Origin of the sequence: Devosia lucknowensis (genome assembly GCF_900177655.1) — a bacterium.
GTDB classification, from domain to species: domain Bacteria; phylum Pseudomonadota; class Alphaproteobacteria; order Rhizobiales; family Devosiaceae; genus Devosia; species Devosia lucknowensis.
In genome coordinates this window covers 2,191,053-2,215,146 of the sequence record NZ_FXWK01000001.1, presented here as the reverse complement: position 1 = coordinate 2,215,146, position 24,094 = coordinate 2,191,053, and the positions used below count along the sequence as shown (strand labels likewise).

At 62.8% G+C, this 24,094-nt stretch carries 26 protein-coding genes; 16 read left to right on the top strand and 10 right to left on the bottom strand.

The window, feature by feature from the left end:
• Window positions 1-50: 50 nt before the first annotated feature.
• From ruvC to tolB, 10 genes are all read left to right on the top strand, one after another.
• Window positions 51-557 (top strand): crossover junction endodeoxyribonuclease RuvC, encoded by a 507-nt coding sequence (gene ruvC / locus CCK88_RS10930; protein ID WP_086470454.1) that lies wholly within the window; start codon window positions 51-53, stop codon window positions 555-557.
• Window positions 554-1,171 carry a Holliday junction branch migration protein RuvA gene (gene ruvA, locus CCK88_RS10925; protein ID WP_086470453.1) on the top strand — a complete coding sequence of 206 codons (618 nt, stop codon included), beginning with the start codon at window positions 554-556 and terminating at the stop codon, window positions 1,169-1,171. The genes ruvC and ruvA overlap by 4 nt, the downstream gene beginning before the upstream one ends.
• Window positions 1,168-2,205 carry a Holliday junction branch migration DNA helicase RuvB gene (gene ruvB, locus CCK88_RS10920; RefSeq protein WP_086470452.1) on the top strand — a complete coding sequence of 346 codons (1,038 nt, stop codon included), beginning with the start codon at window positions 1,168-1,170 and terminating at the stop codon, window positions 2,203-2,205. The genes ruvA and ruvB overlap by 4 nt, the downstream gene beginning before the upstream one ends.
• Window positions 2,202-2,702: an NUDIX hydrolase gene (locus CCK88_RS10915; RefSeq protein ID WP_086470451.1), complete on the top strand. Its 501-nt coding sequence runs from the start codon at window positions 2,202-2,204 to the stop codon at window positions 2,700-2,702. The genes ruvB and CCK88_RS10915 overlap by 4 nt, the downstream gene beginning before the upstream one ends.
• Entirely contained in the window at window positions 2,699-2,905 is a 207-nt protein-coding gene (locus tag CCK88_RS10910) for a helix-hairpin-helix domain-containing protein (RefSeq protein ID WP_086470450.1), read from the top strand. The genes CCK88_RS10915 and CCK88_RS10910 overlap by 4 nt, the downstream gene beginning before the upstream one ends.
• Window positions 2,902-3,300, top strand: coding sequence for a tol-pal system-associated acyl-CoA thioesterase (gene ybgC, locus CCK88_RS10905; RefSeq protein ID WP_086470449.1), 399 nt, complete (start codon window positions 2,902-2,904; stop codon window positions 3,298-3,300). The genes CCK88_RS10910 and ybgC overlap by 4 nt, the downstream gene beginning before the upstream one ends.
• 188 nt (window positions 3,301-3,488) lie before the next feature.
• Window positions 3,489-4,190: a protein TolQ gene (gene tolQ / locus CCK88_RS10900; RefSeq protein ID WP_086470919.1), complete on the top strand. Its 702-nt coding sequence runs from the start codon at window positions 3,489-3,491 to the stop codon at window positions 4,188-4,190.
• Between the two features lies 1 nt (window position 4,191).
• Window positions 4,192-4,635 (top strand): ExbD/TolR family protein, encoded by a 444-nt coding sequence (locus CCK88_RS10895; RefSeq protein WP_086470448.1) that lies wholly within the window; start codon window positions 4,192-4,194, stop codon window positions 4,633-4,635.
• A 10-nt stretch (window positions 4,636-4,645) separates the two neighbouring features.
• A complete protein-coding gene (locus tag CCK88_RS18565) occupies window positions 4,646-5,800 on the top strand; it encodes a hypothetical protein (protein ID WP_210189921.1) in 1,155 nt (384 codons plus the stop codon).
• A gap of 66 nt (window positions 5,801-5,866) precedes the next feature.
• Complete coding sequence (gene tolB, locus CCK88_RS10885; RefSeq protein WP_086470447.1) at window positions 5,867-7,177, top strand: Tol-Pal system beta propeller repeat protein TolB; 1,311 nt, start codon at window positions 5,867-5,869, stop codon at window positions 7,175-7,177.
• Between the two features lie 189 nt (window positions 7,178-7,366).
• Here the strand turns inward: tolB and CCK88_RS10880 are convergent, their stop codons facing one another.
• On the bottom strand, window positions 7,367-7,618 hold the full coding sequence (locus CCK88_RS10880; protein ID WP_086470446.1) for a DUF6894 family protein: 252 nt from the start codon (window positions 7,616-7,618) through the stop codon (window positions 7,367-7,369).
• Between the two features lie 62 nt (window positions 7,619-7,680).
• Here CCK88_RS10880 and CCK88_RS10875 point away from each other — a divergent pair, with 62 nt between their 5' ends.
• Together CCK88_RS10875 and CCK88_RS10870 are read left to right on the top strand one after the other, a co-directional pair.
• Window positions 7,681-8,442, top strand: a complete 762-nt coding sequence (locus tag CCK88_RS10875) for a Crp/Fnr family transcriptional regulator (protein ID WP_140048962.1) — start codon at window positions 7,681-7,683, stop codon at window positions 8,440-8,442.
• A 710-nt stretch (window positions 8,443-9,152) separates the two neighbouring features.
• Entirely contained in the window at window positions 9,153-10,268 is a 1,116-nt protein-coding gene (locus tag CCK88_RS10870) for a pPIWI-associating nuclease domain-containing protein (protein WP_086470444.1), read from the top strand.
• Between the two features lie 248 nt (window positions 10,269-10,516).
• Here CCK88_RS10870 and CCK88_RS10865 read toward each other — a convergent pair whose 3' ends face one another.
• Both CCK88_RS10865 and CCK88_RS10860 read right to left on the bottom strand, forming a co-directional pair.
• A complete protein-coding gene (locus tag CCK88_RS10865) occupies window positions 10,517-11,188 on the bottom strand; it encodes a class I SAM-dependent methyltransferase (RefSeq protein WP_086470443.1) in 672 nt (223 codons plus the stop codon).
• 60 nt (window positions 11,189-11,248) lie between these two features.
• The gene (locus tag CCK88_RS10860; protein WP_210189920.1) at window positions 11,249-12,796 is read right to left on the bottom strand and encodes an MFS transporter; all 1,548 of its coding nucleotides are present in this window, start codon (window positions 12,794-12,796) and stop codon (window positions 11,249-11,251) included.
• Window positions 12,797-12,896: 100 nt separating this feature from the next.
• Between CCK88_RS10860 and CCK88_RS10855 the strand changes: the two genes are divergently transcribed.
• Window positions 12,897-13,346 (top strand): Rrf2 family transcriptional regulator, encoded by a 450-nt coding sequence (locus CCK88_RS10855; protein ID WP_086470442.1) that lies wholly within the window; start codon window positions 12,897-12,899, stop codon window positions 13,344-13,346.
• 12 nt (window positions 13,347-13,358) lie between these two features.
• Here the strand turns inward: CCK88_RS10855 and CCK88_RS10850 are convergent, their stop codons facing one another.
• Window positions 13,359-13,988, bottom strand: coding sequence for a TetR/AcrR family transcriptional regulator (locus CCK88_RS10850; RefSeq protein ID WP_086470441.1), 630 nt, complete (start codon window positions 13,986-13,988; stop codon window positions 13,359-13,361).
• Between the two features lie 69 nt (window positions 13,989-14,057).
• Between CCK88_RS10850 and CCK88_RS10845 the strand changes: the two genes are divergently transcribed.
• Window positions 14,058-14,777, top strand: a complete 720-nt coding sequence (locus CCK88_RS10845) for an SDR family NAD(P)-dependent oxidoreductase (RefSeq protein WP_086470440.1) — start codon at window positions 14,058-14,060, stop codon at window positions 14,775-14,777.
• A gap of 542 nt (window positions 14,778-15,319) precedes the next feature.
• Here the strand turns inward: CCK88_RS10845 and CCK88_RS10840 are convergent.
• The 3 genes from CCK88_RS10840 to CCK88_RS10830 form a co-directional block, all read right to left on the bottom strand.
• Window positions 15,320-17,320, bottom strand: coding sequence for a transglycosylase domain-containing protein (locus tag CCK88_RS10840; protein ID WP_086470439.1), 2,001 nt, complete (start codon window positions 17,318-17,320; stop codon window positions 15,320-15,322).
• A gap of 84 nt (window positions 17,321-17,404) precedes the next feature.
• The gene (locus CCK88_RS10835; protein ID WP_086470438.1) at window positions 17,405-18,076 is read right to left on the bottom strand and encodes a L,D-transpeptidase; all 672 of its coding nucleotides are present in this window, start codon (window positions 18,074-18,076) and stop codon (window positions 17,405-17,407) included.
• A 40-nt stretch (window positions 18,077-18,116) separates the two neighbouring features.
• Window positions 18,117-19,847, bottom strand: a complete 1,731-nt coding sequence (locus tag CCK88_RS10830) for a peptidoglycan D,D-transpeptidase FtsI family protein (RefSeq protein WP_140048961.1) — start codon at window positions 19,845-19,847, stop codon at window positions 18,117-18,119.
• A 130-nt stretch (window positions 19,848-19,977) separates the two neighbouring features.
• On the opposite strand from CCK88_RS10830, the gene CCK88_RS10825 reads away from it, so the two are divergent.
• Window positions 19,978-20,430 (top strand): MarR family winged helix-turn-helix transcriptional regulator, encoded by a 453-nt coding sequence (locus tag CCK88_RS10825; protein ID WP_244557471.1) that lies wholly within the window; start codon window positions 19,978-19,980, stop codon window positions 20,428-20,430.
• Window positions 20,431-20,518: 88 nt separating this feature from the next.
• Here CCK88_RS10825 and rnk read toward each other — a convergent pair whose 3' ends face one another.
• The 3 genes from rnk to CCK88_RS10810 form a co-directional block, all read right to left on the bottom strand.
• Window positions 20,519-20,926, bottom strand: coding sequence for a nucleoside diphosphate kinase regulator (rnk, locus tag CCK88_RS10820; RefSeq protein WP_086470435.1), 408 nt, complete (start codon window positions 20,924-20,926; stop codon window positions 20,519-20,521).
• Window positions 20,923-21,369 (bottom strand): GreA/GreB family elongation factor, encoded by a 447-nt coding sequence (locus CCK88_RS10815; RefSeq protein ID WP_086470434.1) that lies wholly within the window; start codon window positions 21,367-21,369, stop codon window positions 20,923-20,925. Before CCK88_RS10815 ends, rnk begins: the two co-directional genes overlap by 4 nt.
• Window positions 21,370-21,858: 489 nt before the next feature.
• Window positions 21,859-22,533 (bottom strand): ABC transporter ATP-binding protein, encoded by a 675-nt coding sequence (locus CCK88_RS10810; RefSeq protein ID WP_086470433.1) that lies wholly within the window; start codon window positions 22,531-22,533, stop codon window positions 21,859-21,861.
• Window positions 22,534-23,464: 931 nt separating this feature from the next.
• Between CCK88_RS10810 and CCK88_RS10800 the strand changes: the two genes are divergently transcribed.
• A complete protein-coding gene (locus CCK88_RS10800) occupies window positions 23,465-24,031 on the top strand; it encodes a fasciclin domain-containing protein (RefSeq protein ID WP_086470431.1) in 567 nt (188 codons plus the stop codon).
• Window positions 24,032-24,094 lie beyond the last annotated feature (63 nt).

Below are 24,094 nucleotides of genomic sequence, written 5' to 3'. Positions count from 1 at the left end.
TGTTCACTTTGTCCTTGGTAAGCTGAAAGCCGCTCACTACAAGGGATGCCATGACACGTGCAGTACGAATCATCGGGATCGATCCGGGCCTGCGCCGTTGTGGCTGGGGCGTCATCGATGCTGTGGATAATCGCCTGAGCTTCGTGGCCGGCGGCACCATCACGCCGCCGATCGAGGGCGCGCTGGCCGAAAGGCTTGCAGCATTGGCGCTTGGGCTTGGCGAAGTCCTCGACAGCCATCGTCCCGACGAAGCCGCCGTCGAGGAAACCTTCGTCAACGCCGGTGCCCGCTCGGCACTGATCCTGGGCCAGGCGCGCGGCGTTACGCTGGTCGTGCCGGCACTGCGCGGTCTCGTCGTCGCCGAATACGCCACCAATCTCGTCAAGAAGTCCGTGGTGGGGACCGGTCACGCCGAAAAGAACCAGGTGGCCTTGATGGTCAAGACATTGATGCCGACAGCGGTGGTCAAGGGCGCGGACGCTGCCGATGCTCTGGCCGTGGCCATCTGTCATGCCCACCATCGGGTGTCGGCGCAGCGCATGGGAGCCTACGCATGATCGGCAAGCTCAAGGGCCTCGTCGACAGTTTTTCCGATGACAGTGTGCTGATCGATTGCGGCGGCGTCTGCTACGAAGTGTTCTGTTCGGGCCGCACGCTGCAATCGCTGCCCCGGGTCGGCGAGGGCGCCGTCGTCTTCATCGAGACCATCGTGCGCGAGGATTTCATCAAGCTCTACGGTTTCGGCAGCGAAGCCGAAAAAAGCTGGTTCAACCTGCTCACCACCGTGCAGGGCGTCGGGGCGCGGGTGGCGCTGTCGATTCTATCGATCATGAGCCCGTCCGAACTGTCGAGCGCGGTAGCGCTCCAGGACAAGGGCATGATCGGCCGCGCCAATGGCGTCGGTCCCAAGCTGGCGCTGCGCGTCGTTACCGAACTCAAGGGCAAGGTCCCCGCCATCGGCGCGGTGGATGCCGGGACGCTGGGTCTGCAGACCGCGCTTGGCGAAGGTGTCGCCTCGAGCAATGTGGCAGATGCGGTTTCGGCGCTGACCAATCTGGGCTATTCCAGCGCCCAGGCCTCGGCCGCGGTGGCGCGCGTCGTCGCCCGGGAAGGCGATAGTACGCCCACCGAGAAACTGATCCGCCTCGGCTTGAGGGAATTGAGCGTTTGACCGAACTCACCTCCGCATCCGCTGGCCGCGACGACAATCTCGACGTGTCGCTCCGGCCGTCCGGCTTTTCCGATTTCGTGGGGCAGGCGGCCGCTCGCGCCAATCTCGAAGTGTTCATCGAGGCCGCCAAGAAGCGCGGCTCGGCGCTCGATCATGTGCTGTTCGTCGGCCCGCCGGGTCTGGGCAAGACCACGCTGGCGCAGATCATTGCCAAGGAACTGGGCGTCGGTTTCCGCGCCACCTCCGGTCCGGTCATCGCCAAGGCCGGGGACCTTGCCGCCCTGCTCACCAATCTCGAAGAGCGCGACGTGCTTTTCATCGACGAGATCCACCGCCTGAACCCGGCGATCGAGGAAGTGCTCTATCCGGCGATGGAGGATTTCCAGCTTGATCTCATCATCGGCGAGGGCCCTGCCGCGCGCTCGGTGCGCATCGATCTCGCCAAGTTTACCCTGGTGGGCGCCACGACGCGCGCCGGTCTGCTCACGACGCCACTACGCGACCGCTTCGGCATTCCTGTCCGGCTCAATTTCTATACACCCGAGGAACTCGTGCAGATCGTCACGCGCGGGGCGCGGCTGCTGGGCATGCCCATGTCCCCCGACGGGGCGATGGAGGTGGCGCGTCGCTCCCGCGGCACGCCGCGCATTGCCGGCCGCCTGCTGCGCCGGGTCATCGATTTCGCGCAGGTGGATGGGGCCGGGGAGGTCAGCCGCACGCTGGCGGATAAGGCGCTCTTGCGCCTCGACGTCGACGCGCGCGGTCTCGACCAGCTCGACCGGCGCTATCTCACCACCATTGCCGACTTCTACAATGGCGGCCCGGTTGGGATCGAAACCATTGCCGCTGCGCTCAGCGAACCGCGCGACGCCATCGAGGAAATCGTCGAACCCTATCTGCTGCAGCAAGGCTTCATCCAGCGCACGCCGCGCGGCCGCATGCTCACTGCGATCGCCTTCCAACATCTCAACAAGATCGTGCCGCAGGGCTTTGTGGGCCTGCAGGCGAGCCTGTTCGAGGAGAGCGAGGAATGAGCGCGCGTCACGTCATCAGCTTTCCCATCGACGGGCAGCGGTTCAATTTTCGCGTCGCCGCCATCATCGTCGCCGACGATCACGTGCTGATCTGCCGCGAGGACGATGACGACTATTGCATGCTGCCCGGCGGCCGGGTCGAGCTGGGGGAGGACAGCCGCCTCAGCCTCACCCGCGAAATCGCCGAAGAACTGGCCCTTCCCGCCGACGTGGGCGCCCTGCTGGCGACCTCGGAAAGCTTCTACCGTCGCGAAGACCAGGATTTTCACGAGGTCGGCTTCTTCTACCGCGTAGACCTGCCGGGCCAGGCGCCCGACGGCAAGTCGCCCTGGCTCAAACGCTTCGACGAGGGGCACGACCTCAGCTTCCACTGGGTGCCGCTCGCCGGCGATGCGCTGGAAAGCTACAACCTGCTCCCCGCATGGCTGCCGGAATTCCTGCGCCGGCGGACGGGCGAACTGACCCACGTCGTCGACGACAAGAGGAGCAGGGCATGAGCCCGGACGATCCCATCGCCGATACGCTCAAGCTCAGCCGTCCCGCGCATCGGGCGCTGCTTCATGCCGGGATCGTCACCTTCGCCGACCTGGCGCAATGGTCCCGCCCTGACGTCGCCGCTCTCCACGGGATCGGTCCCAAGAGCTTCGTCGAACTCGATCCCGCCCTCGCGGAACGGGGCCTCGGATACAGGCCCGCATGAGCCAGCATACGCTCCCCGTCCGCATCTACTACGAAGACACCGATTTTTCCGGCAATGTCTATCATGCCGCCTATCTCAAGTTCTTCGAGCGCGGCCGCACCGAGTTCCTGCGCGATCTGGGTATCCACCACCATGAGCTGGCTCAGGAGGGCATTGCGTTCGCCGTCCGCTCCATGACGCTCGAGTTTATCGCCGCGGCGCGGATCGACGATCTTCTCAGTGTCGAGACGCGCGTGGCCGAGACGGGCGGCGTCCGACTGGTGCTCGATCAGACAATTTCGCGTGATGGCAAGCTCATGACCACGGCCCGCGTCACCGTCGTGGCCATCAGGATGAGCGGCGGCGCCGCGCGTTTGCCCGCCGAAATCCGCAAAAAGCTCGTTCCAGACGCGTGAGCGCGGAATCGGTTTGTTAACTCCTTGGTGACCATAAGGAGGGCATTGGCAGATCTGCGCCGTGCCGGCCCGTCACAAGGCCCGGAAACGCGGGCATTTCTCTTAATTTTGACAGATTTCGTCCCCATCGCACCACGTATGGGGCCGGATGTACGGGCCGGCCGGAAGGAAACTATTTCATGGAAGCCATGGACGCAGTGGGAGCAGCCGCTCCGCATGCCGACCTCTCCATCTGGGGTCTGTTCTGGATGGCCGACATCGTGGTCAAGTCGGTCATGCTCGGTCTGCTTGCCGCTTCGATCTGGTGCTGGGCCATCATCATCGACAAGACCATCACCTACCGCCGCACCCAGGCCGAGATGAACCGCTTCGAGCGTACCTTCTGGTCGGGACAGTCGCTCGAGGAACTTTACCAGCAGCAGGCTGAAAAGCCTTCCGGGGGCCTCGGTGCCGTGTTTGTCGCGGCCATGAAGGAATGGAAGCGCAGCCACGAGCAGAATGCGGCCAGCTTCGTGGGCATGCAGCAGCGCCTCGACAAGGTGCTCGATGTCGCCATCGCCCGCGAGAGCGAATATCTCGAAAAGCGCCTCGGCTTCCTCGCCACCGTTGGTTCGGCAGGCCCGTTCATCGGGCTGTTCGGCACGGTCTGGGGCATCATGAACGCCTTCACCAATATCGCGGCTTCGTCCGATACCAATCTGGCCGTCGTCGCCGGTCCCATCGCCGAAGCACTTTTCGCCACGGCCATCGGTCTCGTGGCCGCCATCCCGGCCGTTATCGCCTACAACAAGCTCAGCTCCGATGCCGGCAAGATGATCGGCCGTCTGGAAGGCTTTGCCGACGAATTCTCCACCATCCTCAGCCGCCAGCTCGAAGCGCGGAGCCGCTGACATGGGCATGGGTGGTGCAGCAGGCGGAGGAGGTGGCGGCGGACGCCGCGGCCGACGCCGCCGGAAATCGGGCGTGATGAGCGAGATCAACGTGACGCCGATGGTCGACGTCATGCTGGTGCTGCTCATCATCATGATGGTGGCCGCCCCGATGATGACGGCGGGCGTGTCGGTCGATCTGCCGCGCACCGCTGCCGGCGAAATGGCCAGCCAAACGCGGCCGATCACCGTCGCCGTCACGCCGGAAGGCGCCATCTTCGTCGATGAAACGCCGGTGACCGAGGCGGACCTCGTCACCACCGTCGGCACGCTCGCCACGGTCGAAGACCGGGTGTTCCTGCGCGGCGATACCACTGCCAATTACGGTACGGTCATGCGGGTCATGGGCCTGCTCTCGGCCGCCGGCTACACCAAGATCGGGCTCGTCACCGAGCGCGAGAGATAGGCCCCAGCGTATGCGCACTGGCCTTGGCGTATCGGTATCTGTTCATGTGTTGCTGCTGGTTATCGGCCTGATCAATCTTGGATCGACCGAGCCCCTGCAGGTGACCACGCAGTCGATCGCCGTCGACCTGGTGCCCATCGAGGAATATTCCAACATTCGCATGGGCTCGCTCAACAGCGAGGTCGTCGAAACCGACACGCCTTCTGTGGTGGAATCCGATGAGCCGGCACAGCTGGCGCAGCCCACAGGCAATACCGAAGAAAACCAGGTGACGCCGTCCCCGGCGGATATCCCCACGCCCGCGCCAGTCACCGAGACGGCCCCTGCGCCCGAGGCCGAGCCGACGCCAGAACCCGAGCCGGAACCGGAACCGGAGCCTGAACCGGCGCCGGAACCCGAACCCGCTCCAGAACCCGCTCCCACGCCTGCGCCCGTCGCTCTGCCGCAGACCCGGCCCGACGATCTCGCGCCGCCGCCCGAGCCGGAGCCCGAACCGGCCCCGGAGCCGGAGCCGGAGCCCGAACCTGCGCCCACGCCCGAGCCGACACCGGAACCTGCACCCGAGCCTGAGCCGGAACCGACACCGGAGCCGACGCCGACACCGCCGCAGGTGAATGTCGCGCTGCCCACATCGCGTCCCAACGATCTCGCCCAGATCCGCGAGCAAGCCTTGGCTGCCGAACGCCGTCGTCGCGAGGAGGCGGAACGTCAGCGCCAGGCCGCCGCCGCTGCGCAGGCCGCGCCGCCCACCAATATCAGCTCGGAAACCGCGGACGATATTTCCGCGATCATCAACAATGCGCCCACGACCGGCGCCACCACGGGGCAGGGCGGTTCACCGACCCTGGGCGATACGACAGGCACGTCCGCGCGGTTGAGCCAGACCGAGATGGACGGCCTTTCCGGTCGCGTCAAACGCTACTGGAACCTGCTGCCGAGCGATGTGAACAGCGGCATGACCGTGGTGCTGCGGCTCAACATGAATCGCGACGGTACTTTGGCGGGCACGCCGCAGATCGTCAGTTCCGACCCGTCGCCGGCCGGCCAGCAAGTGGCACGCGCCGCGCAGCGCGCCGTTGTCGCTTCGAGCCAGGAAGGCCCGTTCCAGCTTTCACCCGATGCTTACGATCAATGGCGATCGTTTGAATTGGAACTCAGACCCTGACCTTGAATTTGCCTGTTTACTGGCCAAACTGCGGCCAAAACGGCAAGACCGGAGAGATCTAGACCCATGACCCTGATGACGCGACGCACCGCGCTCAAGCTTGGCCTTGCAGGCGGCGCCCTGCTGGCCACTGCTCCCATGTCCCTCGCGCAGCTGCGCATCGTCGTGGAAGGCGCCAACTTCCAGCCGCTGCCGATTGCGATTCCCGATTTCGCATCGTCCGATCCGGCCTTCGGGCGCGAGATCGCCGACATCGTGCGCAACAACCTGCGCCGCTCGGGCCTGTTCCTGCCGCTCGATCCGGCGTCGCTGCCGGTCCAGGTCGGCGATGTCAACGCCACGCCCGATTTCAATGTCTGGCGCACGGCCAATGTCGATGGCGTCGTCATGGGCTCGGTCGAGCGCGGTGGCCAGGTTTCGGCGCAGGTCCGCGTCTGGGATACCCAGCAGGCCGCGCAGGTCGTTGGCAACAGCTATGCCACCGATCCCAATTCCGCCCGCCGCATCGGCCACATGGTGTCCGACGCGATCTATTCGCAGCTGTCGGGCGGTTCGGGCTATTTCGATACACGCGTCCTCTACGTGGCGGAAAGCGGCCCGAAGGCCAACCGCGTCCGGCGCCTCGCCATCATGGACCAGGATGGCGCCAATGTGAGCTATCTGACCGACGGGCAGAGCATGGCGCTCACGCCGCGCTTTTCCGCCAATGGCGATCTTGTCACGTACATGAACTTCGCCGACGGCAATCCGCAGGTCTACCTGCTGCAGCTGTCCACCGGCCGGCAGCAGCGCCTCGCCAATGTCGGCGCCATGACCTTTGCGCCCCGCTTCTCGCCCGATGGCGGCACTGTCGTGTTCTCGGTGGAGCAGGGCGGCGCCACCAATATCTACGCCATCTCGACCGGTGGCGGACAGCCGATGCAGCTGACTTCGGGCGCAGCCATCGATACGTCTCCGTCCTATTCGGCCGATGGCAGCAGGATCATCTTCGAAAGCGATCGTGGCGGCTCGCCCCAGATCTACATGATGGGTGCAGGCGGCGGTAATGCCCAACGCATCAGCTTCGGCCAGGGCAGCTATTCGACCCCCGTCTGGTCGCCGCAGGGCGATCTGATCGCCTTCACGCGCCAGTCGGGCGGACAGTTCCACATCGGCATCATGGCGCCCGATGGCTCGGGCGAGCGCCTGCTCTATTCGGGCTACCACGCGGAAGGCCCGACCTGGGCTCCCAATGGTCGCGTCATCATGTTCTACCAGGATCCGGGTGGAAACGACGGTCCGCGCCTGATGAGCGTCGATATCTGGGGGCGTGCCGCCCAGGCCGTTCCCACCGAAAGCTACGCGTCTGACCCGTCCTGGTCCAACCTCAGGACCTGAACACCGGCACGGTCCTCGAGCCTCGGTGCGGGAAAAGGCATGCACCACCCGATCAAATCGGGTGGTCACGCTGTGGGATGCCCGCTGCCATCTGAGGCCAACAATTCGATGCGGTCATCGTGGCGTCACGGTGACCCTGCGAATTTTGCCGCGATGCAGCGCCTTCGCATGATCGACTGTTGAGACAGTCTATTCGGTCCCTGCGCTGGACTCATGCACCGTCAGCACCGCCTGCGCCAGAATAAGCGTCGTCCCGCTCTCATCCCGCACGCCGACAGTGATGCTCGAAGCATCCCAGCTCCGCTTATGGTGATCCTTAACAACTTCTCCCAAAGCTTCGATCGCTTGGGCGCGCGCATCGGACAGCGCATTGACCTCGAGGCCGATGTCGTCATGCAGCGCATTGCCGTTGATGCGAATGTCGAAATAAAACTTTGGCATTTATACCCTTCACAAAATCACATACGGTCGGGCGCCACGCAAAGTTTCTTTGGACATGTGGTGTGAAAAACAAGATGCAGGAATTCATCCGAAAACTTGCCGGTTTCAGCCACTTGCATGCTGATGATATCGAGGCGATCCACGCTCTTGACGCTGAATTGATTACTATCGATCGCGGCGTCGACATAATCAGCGAAGGCGATAAGCCGAAATTCCTGAATCTTGTGCACGCGGGTCTTGCCTGCCGCTACAAGCTGCTTGAGGATGGACGGCGCCAGATTACGGCCTATCTCATTCCTGGCGACCTCTGCGATCTCAACGTCTACGTGCTGGACAAGATGGATCACGGAATAATGGCGCTGACGCAGACACTGATCATGCGCATCGACCGCACCGACATGGACGCACTTTTGGAGCGGCCCCGCATCGCTCTGGGGCTTTTGAAGTCGACTTTGGTTGATGAAGCCGTGTTGCGGCAATGGATTATCAGTGCCGGACGCCGCCGAGCGATCGAGGCGATCGCCCATCTTTTCTGCGAAGTGCATGCGCGGATGGCAGCAGTCGGACACGTCCAGGACGGCTCATTCTTCTTGCCGATCACCCAACAGGATTTGGGTGACACGATCGGACTGACCCCCGTGCACGTCAACAGGTCATTACAGGAGATGCGCTCGAATGACTTGATCCGCATGGATCACGGAGCACTCCACATTCCCGATATCGCCCGCTTGCACGACATAGCGGGCTTCGAACCGCTCTATCTTCATCTGCTGGAAAAAAGCGCGGCTCCTGGCAGGGCCGCGGACTTGGTCGGCAGGCCATAAAAAGCCAGGGTATAATTTCTCTGGATGCTGCGCTGGCAGACGAGCCGCAAAATTTGCTGGTATTCGTCCATGTTGCTGCCTGTCGTACGCATCACGGCGTCCGCGACTTCCCGGACAGGCACCACAACGCCGTGAGGACGAGTGCTATGCTGCAGATAGTCTAGAATAGCATTCGTCTATGGCGATGATCTGTTCGGGCAACGAAGCGGTCATGATGGCCTCCTCCTGAGACCATTCTTGATAGAAACATCGCCGTCACACTCACAAATGTTAACACGGCGAACCATCCATCGAAATTGTTCGATGAGCGCTGTGCCTAAGCCCTGAGGTCTCGGCACAGCCTCTGAATCCCGCAAAAGTGTGGGTGATCTCGACTTCGCTTATCGTGTGCAGAAGGCTGGTTCCACGAACGCAAAAGCCAAACGTTAATGGATGGCACTCGTCATTCTCCGCCATGCGGCGCAAGGGCAGCCATTCCAGGTTCGCCCTCTGAAAGCTGTCAGATCTCGGGACGACCGCAATGGGGTCGGTAAGTGACCGGCCGCTCTGGGCACCAGCTTACCGGCGGCGTTGGGGTGGAAAACGGACTGGCGGGTCTTGGCTCAGTCAGCCGAAAAGCGGACGTTATCTGTTGATGCGTGCTGGCAACCTATGGCGAGAAGGCCCGTAGTTGAGCGACACTGACAATAGCTTAGTACGGAGCGTGAGGTATGCCTGATATCGACGCGCGGGTTCAGGAGGCAGCAAGGCGCGCTGCTGGTGAGAAGACAGCCGCCGCGAACAGCCACGCTCAAGAATTGAACATGCAATCGATTTTGCAGGGGCGTCAGGGCGGGTCGCGTACCTTAGCGTTTCTTGCCGACTACCTGCGGTCGGCGCTAAAATTGGCCATGGAAGCTGCAGACGCTACCTTAGTTAAGTTCGCTCCAAATAATGTTTTCGACTATCGGGAATCGTATGCTGCCCTAATTCGTCGGGTGTCGTCGGAACTAGTGGAGATATTCAAATCGAACGGAGCGGTGGCGATTCCATTCGGGCGTACTTCGGAGCATGAAGTTTCCGAACTCGAACGCGCCCTTAGGTCTGATGGTAGTGCCCTTCTTGAAGAGTTCGATCTAGCCCATGAGGCGTCGAGACCCGCGCACTCACAATCTAGCGACGCCGCTGACGATATGCGAACGGCGATACTTAGAATCTATGCGCGGGACGGAAAATCTCACAAGATCAACGTGCTTGGTCGACCTTATCAGGCTGGTGCCCTTGAAGCAGCGTTGGGGGTGAAGTTCGACACTGAACAACGAGCATCGGCTGCGAAGGCATTCTCGGAACTGCTGTCTAGCAGCCTGTTGCAGCCGACCCATGACGATATCGCCGACCCGGAAAACTGGCTGGTCATCACAGAAAAAGGGAAAAATGCACTCAGCACTGGCACCTTTGATAGACTCGATGGTGCTCTAAACGAACTGTCGCCATCGTTTGTCACAATGAGGCGCGGAGCTTGGGCTACATCCCTAAGCGTCGGCATGGATGCTCCCCGTCAAGCGGCTCATTCTGGAAGGGAACTTCTCGCCCAAGTTCTTAGGCACCTGGCTCCTGACTTATCAAACGGAGAACGGCTTACTCGAAAAGAACGCGTCCGCATTGCCATCAAGCAAAGGCCATCAGGTACGTCGGGAACTGATGTCGAGGTGGTCGAGCATGCCGCATCCTTGGTTGACAGCCTGTACAACAAGCTAAGTGGAATTGCGCACGGACCGGGCGGTCGTGCGGAAGTGAATGTGCTTCTTCGCATGGTTGATTTGATCTTGGAGCTGCTGCTCTTCTGAGACACCACAAAGCACAAGGCCGCTTTGTTCAAGCGGCAGATTTAGGGCTGTTTGCGACTTGAACTCAATGTCCGAAACGGGGTCGGCACCTGCCATTCGGCTCTGCGCCCCATTTCAGTCATTGCGGCAATAACCCGCGCTGTCCGGAAGCGGACATCCCTCTGGGCACACGGTTTGGCTTCTTTGCGCCAAAGGCGGTCTCTTGCCCAACGGAGGCATGGCTCGGCTGGTGGCCAAATGATGCACTCTCAACCTCTATAGCAAACCCATCCCCTGAAGCTCAGACCTGCAAAGAACAGACTGGTCCGCTCGAACCCGGCCTCGGCCAACATCGCTTCCTCCTCGTCTGGCGACAGGATGGTCAACCTCATGCCGATCGCCTCTCGGGCCGCGGCAAGATGGGCAGGATCTGTGCCGGGCGGTGCGCCATAGGCCGCGTGTCGGGCGATCCATTGCGACCGCTCAGGCTCGGCCTGCGGAAAGCTGATATGCATCAGCACCAGGGGCGCCCCGGGTCGCAAGCGTTGCCGAAGCCCAGCAAGTATTCGCGCCCGCTCCGTGATCTCAATGAAGTGAAAAACCAGAAGGCAGGTCGCGCCATCGAACGGCCCTCTTGGGGCGGCTTCGATGCCGCCGTGATGGAGCCGAACCCGATCGGTATGCGGCCGGACTGTCTCAGCCGCCAGTTCAAGCATGTTCGCCGAGGGATCGACCCCGTCGAATGTCCAGCCGGGTTGCGCATCCGCAAGTGCCTTCAGTTCCATGCCGCCGCCCGCGCCCAGAATCAGCGCGCGTCCGTCTTCCGGCACTCGTTCTGCGAGCAGCATCTCGACCATGCGATGCAGGCTCGCGAAGCCCGGAACCTGGCGAGGCGGCCCCTCGAGATAGCCTCGGCCATGTCCGGCGAATGTGTTCTTCATTGCATCGTCCTCTGCCTCTGTGTGTGGCGAGGAGCAGGCTTGCCCCTCGCCCTAAAGCGGTCAGGCCATCGCTTCCTGATGCCGCGGGCCACGCAACAGCACGAAGACCAGCAGCAGCGCCATGACCACGACGCCTGCCCACATGGCCTGCTGCCACGCCTCGACGAACGCTTCCCGCGCCGAGAGTAGCACCCCAGCCGAGGCCTCATCGTTCGCCAGATCGAGTGCCCCGGCAATGCCCTTGCTGACCTCCGCCGCGACGTCGGCGGGCACGCCCACCAACCGCCTGGCAATGGCACTGCCATAGCCTGAGGTGAACATAGCCCCCAGCAACGCTACCCCCAGCGAGGTGCCGAACTCGCGCGTCACATCGTTGAGCGCCGAGGCGACGCCCTGCCTGTCACGCGGGAGCGACGACGTGATCGCCTCGGTGGATGGGGCCATGGAGAGCCCCATGCCGAGCCCCATCGCGATCATTCCCGGCAGCACGCCCACATAGCCGGCATCGACCGACACCAGCATCGACATCAGTGCCAGCCCGCTGCCGCCGAGAACCATGCCCAGCGCCATTGTAAGCCGCTGCCCGATGGCCTTGGCCACCTTCGCGGCTAGCGCCGACGACACCATCATCAGGATCGCCATGGGCATCAGCCCCAGCGTAGCCAAGAGGCCCGACCAGCCGAGCACGGCCTGGAAGAAGGGGAACAGCACCACGAACACACCGGCCTGCACACCGAACCAGACCAGCAGCGTCACCGACCCGCTGGTGAGGCTGCGTTTGGCGAAGAGGCGGATATCCAGCAGGGGCGCCGGGTGCCGCAGCTCCCACAGGGCAAAGCCGATGCTTGCTGCCACCCCAGCGACCAGACCGACCAGCGTGATCGGCGCCGTCCAGCCCTCCACCGGTCCCTCATGCAGGAACAGGATCAGCCCGACGACCGCCACCGCCGCCAGGACCGCGCCACCCAGATCGAACCTATGCGCCGAATGCTCGCGCGAGTTGGGGATGGCCCGCAGCGACAGCAGAGCGGCAGCAATCATGAGTATAACCGGCAGCACGAACAGCCAACGCCAGTCGAGCACGTCGACCAGCAGCGCCGAGAGGAACATGCCGAGAATCCCGCCGCCGCCGGCAACGCCGGTCCAGATGCCGATGGCCTTGGACCGTTCCTCCGCCGGAAAGGCCGAAGTGATAACTGACAGCGTCACCGGCATGATCATCGCCCCGCCGACCCCGGCCAAGAGCCGCGCACCGAGCATCACCGGCACCGAGAAGGCCAGCCCCGATGCCACATTGGCAACGCCGAACAGCAGCAACCCGATCAGCAGCACCGGCTTTCGCCCCCAGCGGTCGCCCACCGCCCCAAGCGGCAGCAGCAGCGCGGCCAGCGTGATGGCGTAGATGTTGATGATCCACAGCACATCGCCCTGCGAGCCATCGAGCGCGAGCGCCATTTGCGGCTGCGCAACATTGAGGCCGGACACGGCGGCGATCACCGCCATCAGTGCAATGCAGACGGCCAGGAGGATCGCGCCGCGCCGCTTGGGATCATCGATGATGGGTTCGGCGGGCGCTCTGCCCTGATCCGGGAGATTGAGGGGTGACATCACAGCTCCTTTTCACGTATCTTTTGCAGATACGAGACATTGGAGGCGACGTCAACCACTGTGATAGCGGATCAGATATGAGCGAATGCGGGAGACTGGGATGAACAAGGACACGCGCCTGTCGGGGGTTCTGCATGTGCTGCTGCATCTTGGCCAGGTCTCGGTTCCGCTGACCTCCGAGGTGCTCGCCAACACCATGGGCACCAATCCGCCGGTGTTCCGCCGCACCATGGCGGGCCTCCGTGAGGCGGGCTATGTCACCTCCGAAAAGGGCCATGGCGGCGGCTGGATGCTGGCTCGCCCCCTCAGCGAGATCACCCTTCACGACGTCTATGTCGCGCTGGACCGCCCAGGCCTCTTCGCCATCGCCAGCCGCAACGAGGAGACCGAGTGCAAGGTGGAACGCGCCGTCAACCACGCCTTGTCCGACACCATGGCCAAGGCCGAGGCGCTGTTCCTCGAGACCTTCCGCGGGATCACCCTGGACCAGCTCATGCCCGAAAGCGCACAGGGCCTCGGCATCCACTGCAAGCCGGTGTCCGCGGCCTAGGACAGCCCTGTCCTAGCGTCGCGCCAGCGCGACATAGGCCCGGCACATGGCGAGCAGCTCCACCTGCAACGCATCGATCGCCGCCTGCGACAGGTTGCGCTCGAAAGCGTTGCGGATGGTGCCAAATATCACAGTGACCAGCGCCAGATTGACCATCTGCACGTCGCCGAACGTCGCATCGGGCGCACTCCCAAGCATGGCTGTCGTCGCGGCATCCACCCGCCGGGCGAAGGCCTCAATCAGCGCTTCGTTGTCCATCTCCACCACTGACCGATACAGCGCTCGGGTCACCTCGGCCCGCTCGGTCTTGGCCCGCCAATAGGTCTCGATCAGCGCGGCCAGCATCTCGGCAACCGGCCGCCCGGCCTGCGTCTGGCAGGTCGCCTCGACCTTGTCCGCCAGCACCTCGAGATAGCGCTCGTTCAGCGCATAGATCAGCGACTGCTTGTGCGGAAAATACTGGTACATCGTACCCACCGAAACGCCGGCCCGTTCCGCCACCCGCGTAGTGGTCAGCGCCCGCATTCCGTCTGCCAGCAAAACCTGAATGGTCGCCTCGAAAATCGCGTCCAGCGTCGCCGCCGATCGCGCCTGACGCGGCTTTTTCCGGGGACTTAGGGTGGCGGGCGTGGTCGTCGGCATATGCGAATTCTCAAACTGAAGGAAGCTTCACATATTACGGCCGTTCCACGTCATTGGAAAGGTTCATCCATGGACAACAAGCGCATTGCCCTCGTCACCGGTGCCAACAAAGGGATTGGGCTGGAGATCGCCCGCCAGCTCACCGAGGCTGGCGTCACCGTCATCATCGGCTCGCGCGATGCCGGACGCGGCGAGGAAGCGGTCACCAATCTCGCGGCGCATGGCCTCGCGGCGACCTGCCTGCAGCTCGACGTGACCGACGAAACCAGCATCGCGGCCGCCGCTGCGGCCATTTCGGCGGAGCACGGTCGGCTCGACATCCTCGTCAACAATGCCGGCATCTTCGACTTCGCCGACGCCGCCCCCAGCAGCGCATCCATCGCGGCCGTCCGCAAGGTGCTGGAGACCAACTTCATCGGCGCCCTCGCCGTCACCCAGGCCATGCTGCCGCTGCTGCGCAAATCGCCGGCCGGGAGGATCGTCAACGTCTCGAGCTCGCTCGGCTCGCTCAGCGTCAACTCCGACCCGTCTTCGCCCTACTTCGCGCAACGCTATATCGGCTACAACGCCTCGAAGGCCGCGCTCAACATGCTGACCATCCAGCTCACCGAGGAATTGCGCGACGCCGGCATCGTCGTCAATTCGGTGAGCCCCGGCTTCGTCAAGACCGACCTCACCGGCTATGGAGTCATGACGCCCGAAGAGGGAGCTATGCTGCCGGTTCAGCATGCGCTGGGCGGAACCGACAATGGCCGGTTCATCGAGCCCGGCGGCTATACGCCCTGGTAGGCGGATACCGGCATAGACGGAGAATCTAAAGGCTCTGGCACGTCAGTTATCTGGATTGGGGGCGCCTCCGCCAGTCGGCAGTGCGCCCTCAGGGGCTCTCCGTGCGTTTACTGCCCTCCCGCGTGACTTCACCGCGGGACGGCTCGGATAGTGACCATCGCCGACTGGGGGCCCGGTCTTTCGGAAGAGGCGCTGCACCATGCCGTCGACCCCTTCTGGCGGCCCAGGTCAACGTCGGCAATGCGGTCGACACCTGCCAGCAGAAACGCGCCCCATACCGGCCTCTCAGCACCCTTCGACATTTGCCTGAAAGCTGCCCTGCAGTTCAAGCCGCTGCTGAGATCAAGGCGGCGAAATTAGCGGACAGGCTTCTTTCAGAAGACGACAACGGGATACGGAGCGCCGTACGACATTTCTTAGCTTGATAACGGTTGAGGTAGGTTCGTTGCTGGAGCAAGCTGTCCCAGCTATGAAGCCAGGTGTGCGCGGCCCTGGCGAAGTCGGACACGCTATCAAAACTGGAGCTACAGGCGCCAACTCGATCAAGAAATCGCGTCTATGGGTGTGCGCTCCAGTATTTGAATGACGGGTTCCCCCGTGTCTGCATCCAGCAAGGTTGCTCCCGTGTTCGGATCCATCGCGTACTGCACGACATAGTTTTCCTGCAGAAGCCGGTAACCCGGCAATTCCACCGGCGTCATCTCGGCATGCGCACGTTCCATGAACTCGGTCCAAATGGCGACCGGGAGCGTTCCGCCGTAGATGCCTGCGGATTTGTCGTCGTCCCGACCCAGCCAGACGCCGGTCACGATGTTGGCCGTGTAGCCGACGAAGCTGGCGTCCCTGGAGTTCTGGCTCGTGCCGGTCTTGCCTCCAACTTCCCAGTTCGCCAAACCGGCGCGATGCCCGGTTCCGTTCCGTACTGCTGCCACCAGCATGTCGTTCATCTGGGATACCGTCAGCGGCGATAGCACCCGCCCGGGACCGGCGTCGTCTTTCCGGTAGAGCACGCGCCCGCCCTTTGTCTCGATGCGCTCGATGACACTGGGCACGACGCCGTAGCCCTTGTTCGCGAACGGGACGAATGCTCCCGTAAGCTCCAGCAACGAGATTTCCGCCGTGCCGAGTCCTATCGACGGCACCGGCGGCATGTTCGAGCTGATACCCAGTCGTGCCGCCATCTCGATCACGGCTTGCGGCGTCACGTCTATGGCGAGGCGGGCCGCGACCGTATTGAACGAGTATGCTAGCGCGTCCCGCAGGCTGACCATGCCATGATATCGGTCACTGTCGTTCTTGGGGCTCCAGCCGTTGAAGTCAAATCGGGCGTCCTCGGCGACGGTGTCCGGGGAGTATCCCTTCTCCATGGCCGCCGCGTAGACGATCGGCTTGAACGTGGATCCCGGCTGGCGTCGAGCCGTGACAGCCCGGTTGAACTGGCTGCGTGCATAGTCGACGCCGCCCACCATGGCGATCAACTCCCCGGAAGCATCCATCGAGACGAGGGCGCCCTGGTTGAACTTGCCGTTGCCGCCCTCGCGCCGGACGTAGTCCCGTACGGTCCGCTCGGCGAACGACTGAAGGTCGCGGTCGATGGTCGTATAGACGACGACGTCACCCTCCAGCTCTCCGATGTAGCTCGTCATCAGGGCCTCGACCCAATCGGCCACATAATGTCCGGTGCTGCCGCGCGAGGCCACGACATCGCCATCGGCGCCCCGAGCCTGGTCTGCCTCCGCAGGCGTGATGGCGCCATCGCGAACCATGGCGTCGAGCGTCAGTCGCTGCCTCTTTCTCGCGAGTTCTGGGTCGGCCTTGGGGTTGTAGGTGGAGGGCGCCGGCAAGATGCCGGCAAGCATCGCCGCCTGACCGAGGCTGAGGTTGCGTGCAGACTTGGCGAAGTACACCTGGGCCGCCGCCTCGATGCCGGTGGCTCCGCTGCCGAAGTAGATCCGGTTAAGGTAGAGCTCGAGGATCTGGTCCTTGGTGAATTCGCGCTCGAGCCATAGCGCAAGCACTGCCTCCTGGATCTTTCGGGACAGGGTCGGATCCGAGGTGAGAAACAGGTTCTTCGCCACCTGCTGCGTGATCGTCGAGGCGCCACGGGTGATGCCGCCGGCTTTCGCGCTGTCCAGGAGAACAGATGCCAAGCCGACCAGATCCACGCCGAAATGCTCCCGGAAGCGTCGGTCCTCGGCGGCGATGAAGGCCGCCGGTACGTACCAGGGAAGGTCCGTGAAGCCGACTTCCTCCCCCCCGGTCTTGCCCCGGTTCGAGATCAAGGAACCGTCACGGGCAAGCACACGGATATTGGGCGCGCGGTCCGGGACCGTCCATTCGCTGGAGGCAGGCATCTGCCGTACCTGCTGTCCCACGATGGACATGATCGCCATCGAACCCGTTACCGAAAGAACGAGCGCGGCATTCATGACGTCGCGCAGCCGCAGCCATCTCGTCCGGCGCCGGCGCGTCCTGCGCTTGCGGGGTGACGGGCGGGTGGGGTTTGGACGTAGCCGGTCCTCGTGCGGGAGTTCGATCTGCATGGCTCTTCTGTGTTCGGGCCTGCCACCCCGGCTCTCCGTAGAAGGCCGGGGCGAACACTTACCCTCACGTGATGTCGCGGGAAATCAGACGACTAGAAGCGGCGATCCGCTGCGAACGTTGTCGTAGAGATGGATGATGTCCTGGGGCAGCAATCGCACGCACCCGCTGGAGATCGCCTGGCCGATCGTCTTCTCGTCCTCGTTGCCGTGGATGCGGTAGAGCGTGTCCTTGTTGCCTTGGTGGATGTAGAGAGCACGCGGACCCATCGGGTTCTCCGGACCCGGCTCCATACCGTATCGGTAGATCTCCAGCTCCGGATGACGCTTGATCATGTCGGAAGGCGGCGTCCACCGCGGCCAGGACCGCTTGTAGGCGATGTGGGCACGGCCCGACCAGGAGAAGCCGGCTGCGCCGATGCCGACGCCGTAGCGGGTCGCCATTCCGTTGTCCCGCACGTGGTACAGGAACCGGTCGGTCGTATCGACGACGACGGATCCCGCTGGTTCTCCGGTGGTGTTCGGGACTTCCTGACGCCAGAATTGCTCGGGCACCAGTGACATGTCTGACGCGCGGATCGGGTATTCGTCGTCCAGCACCGCCGCGTACATCGACGCCACCTCGGGAGGCACCGGACGGCGGACCGGCGTGCTGCCTTGCGACCGTGCCGAACTGGCGGTGGTGGCACATCCTGCCAAGGAGGAGGCGAGAAGTGCTGCGGAGCCAGCGAGGAGCGCGCGGCGGTTCAAGGTGATCATCGTGTATTGTCCTGTTGTTCGATGATTGGCGGGCCGGGGCTCAGCCCTGAAGTGCATGCGCCGGGATGTTCTCCCACTCGGTGGGGAGGACGCCGAGCATGGGTGCGATGCGGTGGATTATCCGTCCGGAGATGTCACCGGCGTTGTAGGCGGCGGTGCGCCCGGTGCCCGGCCTTTCCGGTTGGGGTTCGTCGACCATGACGACCATCGCGTATCGAGGGGCGTCCAGCGGAAAGACGGAAGAAAAGAAGGTGGTTACCTTCTCGCTGGAATACCGACCGGCGACGACTTTCTCGGCGGTTCCGGTCTTGCCGCCCATGCGATAACCATCGGCCAAGGCGTTGGCCCGGCGGGCGGAGCCCTGCAGGGCGTTTAGGCGCAGCAGGTACCGCATCTTCATGCTGGTGGCCTCGCTGATCACCTGCTGTCTGACCAAGTCGGCGCCCGCCTCTTGCTTGAGGAGCGTGGGACGAACGAGGTAGCCCCCATTCACAAGGGCCGCCGTTCCGGTCAGCATCTGCAAGGGCGTGACGCTGAGCCCGTGGCCGAAGGACACCGTCGCCGATGCGACCTCTGATAGCTTTGCAGGCACGATCGAGACGGTCTTTTCCGGAAGTTCGATCGCAGGCAAGGAGTCGAAGCCCATGCGGCCCAGGAAGGCGCGGAACTCCGTCGGCCCGATCTTCTCCGCGATGCGAACGGTGCCGATGTTGGAGGAAAAGGTGAGCACCTCCGCCACTGAGAGGTAACGGTGCTTGCCGTAATAGTCGGAGATGGAATGACGACCGAACCGTACAGGTGTGCGGGCGTCCACCTGATCGGAGATGGTCACGACGCCAGCGTCGATAGCGCCGGCTATGGTTATGGGCTTGAAGATGGAGGCAGGTTCGAACTTTCCTGCCGTTATGCGATTAAAACGCCCTTCCTCGAGCATCGTCCCCGGTCGGTTGGGATCGAAATCGGGCAACGACACCAGGCCGACGACTTCGCCGGTGTGGACATCGATGACGGTCCCAGCCGCGGCGATCGCCTGGTAGCGGGAAAGCGCGTCTTCCAGTTCCCTATGCAGCACGTTCTGGATGCGCATGTCGACCGATAGCGTGACTGGCTCCAGGGCGGCGTCTCGTCCAAGACCGGTGGAATGAAGGACGTCAAGGCTATAGAGCTCGTCGATATGGGCCTCGATTCCCGCTATGCCTGCATTGTCCACGTTCACGGCTCCCAAGACATGGGATGCCTGCCGGAAAGCGGGATAGACGCGTCGCGTCTCGGACAGGAAATCGAGGCCGGGGATACCCTTCCTCATCAGCTCGGACTGCTGGACCGGAGACAATTCCCTCGCGATCCAGGCGAAGCCAGCGTCGCCGTCGAGCCGGCTCCGCAGCCAGGTTTCCTCCAGCTCGGGCAAGACCGACGTGATCGCCGCTGCCGCCTCGTTGACATCGATGATGTGCCGCGGCTCGGCGAAGAGCGACGGCACCCGGATGTCGAGAGCCATCGGCACGCCGTTCCTGTCATTGATGACGGGGCGGGAGGCGAGCGTGGCGTTGAGGACCCGCCCGTCGAAACGGGGCTGTTCATCCGCCGTGCCCAGCTCCACGAGGCGGCCGCTGATGACGGCGAAGCAAGCCAGGATGACCCAGGTGGCGATCTTCAACCGCTTGCCGGAGACTTCGAGATTGCCGGTCCGGGCACCTTTGAGGACGATCGGCGTTTCGACGCTTGCCGAACCCGTGGTCTCGCGGTCTGATGCTGGCAGAAGGTTCTGCATGTTCAGGTGCACTCGGCAGTTGGACGTGACTGGTCGGCCCCGGGAAAAACCCGAGGTTTGAAGTTGAGACGAATGAATTTATGTAGTATGCTGATGATCAGCATACTTGTCAAATGTAGGGATGGCTGTATTGGACCTGAAGCATCTCCCCGGCCACCTCGCCCGCCGGTTCCATCAGATCTCCACCACGCTTTTCGACGTGGAGATGTCCCGTGTCGGGCTGGTCCTCACCCCTGTCCAATTCGCGGCGCTCGTCGCACTAAGGGATCGTCCGGACGTCGATCAGGCGACGCTGGCAGCGACGATCGCCTATGATCGAACCACGATCGGCGGCGTGATAGACCGTCTCGCGGAAAAGGGTATGGTCGAGCGAAATGCCGATCCTTCCGATCGGCGCTGTAAACGGCTGAAGCTCGCGCCAGCCGGACGAGACGCCTTGGCCATTGCCGAACCGCTCGTTGCTCGTTCCCAGCAAGAACTGGTCTCCAGCCTTTCGGCTACGGAGCAAGAGCAACTGCTTGGCCTCATGCAGAAAGTGGTCGATGCGTTGGGTGACAAGAGTCGAACATCGCGCTCGCACTAGTCCGGACACGATCGACCGTACTCTCGATGAATGCCGCGAACATCGTCCGCGACATCATCTGGTGTTCACCGCTCAAGCTTCGATAGGCCTATTCGAAGCCGACGCGATCGAGCTGTCCGACACCGGGAACGGTCAACACATGTTTCTTGCCGTCGCGGGCAAGCCATGTGATCGACTGCCCGATCCTAAGACCGATCAAGGCGGCACCGACCGGCGTCAATACCGATATTCGTCCCGCCGATATGTCGGCGTCGGAAGGACAGACCAGTGTCACGTCATTAAGCTCGTCGTCGTCCGTCCGGTATTGGACGCGCGACCCCATGCGGACCGTGTCGGCAGGAAGCCTTGCATCCGGAACGACGCGTGCACGCTCCATCTCGTCAAGCAGTGTTTCGGCTGCGGCGGACGAGCCGCCGCCGGCCATTGCGAGCAATTGCCGGTGTTCGCTTTCGGCAACGACTATCTTGGGCCTTAGAGTGTGACTGCGCATACTCATCTATGTCTCTCTTTCGATAAGAATCGTCGATCGGGCGTGTTGGCTACCCCGATCACTTCGACCCAGTCGCAAGCACCTTCGGCAGTGCGCCAGGACAGCCGCTGGCCCGGTCGTAAGCCCAACAAAGCGGCGCCATGCCTCGAGGTCACCGACAAACGATAACCATCGTGCCTCACTTGGCCATGTTCATCCGGGACCACGATCTTCGCGGTGCGTTGGCCGCCCGGCCCGGAAAAACGGACGACGCTGCCCAGTCGAACGACGTCGGACGGAAGCCGATCGTCGGCAATGATCCTTGCCCGGTCCAGTTCATAGAGCAGGAAGTCGATCCGCTCGGCGTCCTCGGTGATGTCTGTCAGGGCTGTCGCGACGAGGCGGCGGTGCTCCTTCTCGCCGACAATGATTTCAGGCGACCGTTCGGCCATATGGGTCAACGTCGTCATTCTTCTGACCTCTGCCGTGGGCCTTCGCGGCCGAGGCGCTCGAAGGCCGCAAACAGGTGTTCGGGTGTCGAACGCGGAGCCGAGTAGTCCTTGAAACACCAAGGGCACCTGCGGGCCGCACGCGGACGCGGTCCCGAGCAGGACCGGCAAAATCTGAGAACTTGCATGATCGGCCTCTACCTTCGGGATCGGAGGGCGCAACCAGGCTTTCCCGCAGGGTACGGGAAGCCAATGGAGATAAGGGAAGTCATCGCGATTGCCTTCAAGACAAGCAGTGTCCCCAGCCGTAGATGCTGGCGGCGGGACATAATCAGAATGGAGGATTGTCAGAGCACCCTGGCGCCACTCTTGCCCGCAGGCAGGTAGCAGCACCAGGCAATCAGCCTATCTGGCGACGACCGGAAAACGGTTGGCGATTGAAAAACAACTCGGGGCTCATGACCTCGATCATGGCCATATCCGCAGCTTTGTCAAATCGAGCGCCCGCCGCTACTCGACCAGGCCGTCCGAGACCCGGATGCGCCGGCGACAGGTGTCGGCGATCTTCTCGTCATGGGTAGAGATCAGGAACGTGGTTTTCTCGTTCTGGTTGATCTCGGCGATCAGCTCCATCACCTGGGTGGCGGACCCGCGGTCGAGGTTGCCGGTCGGCTCGTCGGCCAGGACCAGTTCGGGCTGGTTCATCAGGGCCCGGGCGATGGCCACCCTCTGCTTCTGGCCGCCGGAAAGTTTCGTCGCCAGAAAGTCCATGCGCTTCTCGAGCCCCACCCTCGCCAGGAGTTCACGGCCACGCTCGCGCGCCGCCCAGGTTTCACGCCCCGCACGGACGGCGGAAGGGAAGATGACGTTTTCCAGCGCCGTGAAGTCCGGCAACAGGTGATGAAACTGGAAAACGAAACCGATGTGGCGGTTGCGGAACTCCGTCAGGTCGCGATCGCTTGCCTTTGTGAGGTCCTCGCCGAGCATGACATGCTTGCCCGAGCTGGGCTTCATCAAGGTCCCGAGAATGGCCAGCAGGGTGCTCTTGCCGGAACCGGAGGGGCCGAGCAACGCGGCGAGTTCCCCTGTTTCCAGCTGCAGGTCGAGACCTTTGAGAACACGCGTTTCCGCCTCTCCTTCCCCATAGGTCTTGACCAGATCCATTACCTCCAGAAGCGGCCTCATTGTTCGATCACCTTGACGGGGTCGACGCGAGCGGCTGCACGCGCCGGAAGGATGGAGGCGAGAATTGCTCCGATAGCTGTGAGGGCGATGGCCAGACCGTAGGCGCCCTGCCGGACGTCGACGGGAAGGCCGCCCGGGGGCGCCAGGACGGGGCGTAGATGATCACCAGGTTCTTCAGCTACGGGCTCTGACTTCTTCCACGCGAGAAATTTGCGGCGCCATCGACGCTGATTGGCGGAGCGCGTCCTCTCGCCTTCAACGGCGCATAGCTCGACGGTACCTATATGTCTGCTTTCGGAGGGAGGCCAAGCCGGCCACAACGACTGCAATGGGGTCGCTTTCTGCCATCACGGGATGAAGATATCCCCGCTCCTTCACCGTCCCCTATACTCTCACCCATCACCCGGCGCGGCGGTCTGCAGGCGAACAGTGGTCGGGTGAGCCGGGTGGGACTTTTGCCTGTCCCACAGGTTCCAGTCCGGCCGTGACGGGACGAGCGATCCCCCGCCGCCGGACAGTTCCAAAAACCGGCGACCCGAGGCGGCGACGTCTCATTGCTTTTCCATCATCGAGACGCACGCGCCTCGGGTCCCGTCCACCCAAGCAACCGGAAGCCTTCAGGGCCGCCCGGCGGACAGCCATGCCGACCAATTGGATGCCAAAAAAGGGCCGCGCGTAGCAACCTCCTTGTGTAAGGCGCCTTCTTACGGCTCCCGCACACGATTGGATCACTGCGGAAATGTTTTGAGTTTGAGCCGCGAAAAACCGGATACTTTCAAGTTAAGTTATTGAATTATATGATGAAAATAGGCGAAAAAATTCTTTGTGCGGTTTTAGGCTGATCCGCGAAACTGCCCGGAGCGCCCTTCCGTAACTAACTTCGATCCTGCCGATGAGCGGGACCCGAATTCACACAGGAAGGAACTACCAGATGACTCTTTCTATCCGTGCCCTCTCCGTTGCCGCCGTTCTCGCTTTCGGCTCGCTCTCCGGCGCTGCCGTCATTGCCCAGGACGCTCCGATGGTTGGCGGTGCCGCCATGCCGGCCACCAACAACATCATCGAAAATGCCGTGAACTCGGCCGACCACACCACGCTCGTTGCCGCAGTTCAGGCTGCCGGCCTCGTCGAGACCCTGTCCGGCCCGGGCCCCTTCACCGTGTTCGCCCCCGTGAACGCAGCCTTTGAAGCGCTCCCGGCCGGCACCGTTGAAAACCTGCTGCTGCCCGAAAACAAGGACCAGCTGACTGCCGTCCTCACCTACCACGTCATTGCCGGTGACATTCATTCGGCTGACCTCGTCAAGATGATCGAAGACAATGGCGGTGAGTACAAGGCTGCTACCGTGCAGGGTGGCGAGCTGACCTTCAGCCTCGACGGCGACAAGGTGAAGATCACCGACGCAAACGGCGGTTCGGCTCACGTCACCATCCCTGACGTCGACCAGTCCAACGGCGTGATCCACGTTATCGACGCCGTGCTGCTGCCGGCCTCGTAACCAAAGCCTGCATCCGAGCGAATGATGTAGGTCACAGAGGCTCCGTGTCCGTCCCTCATGCGG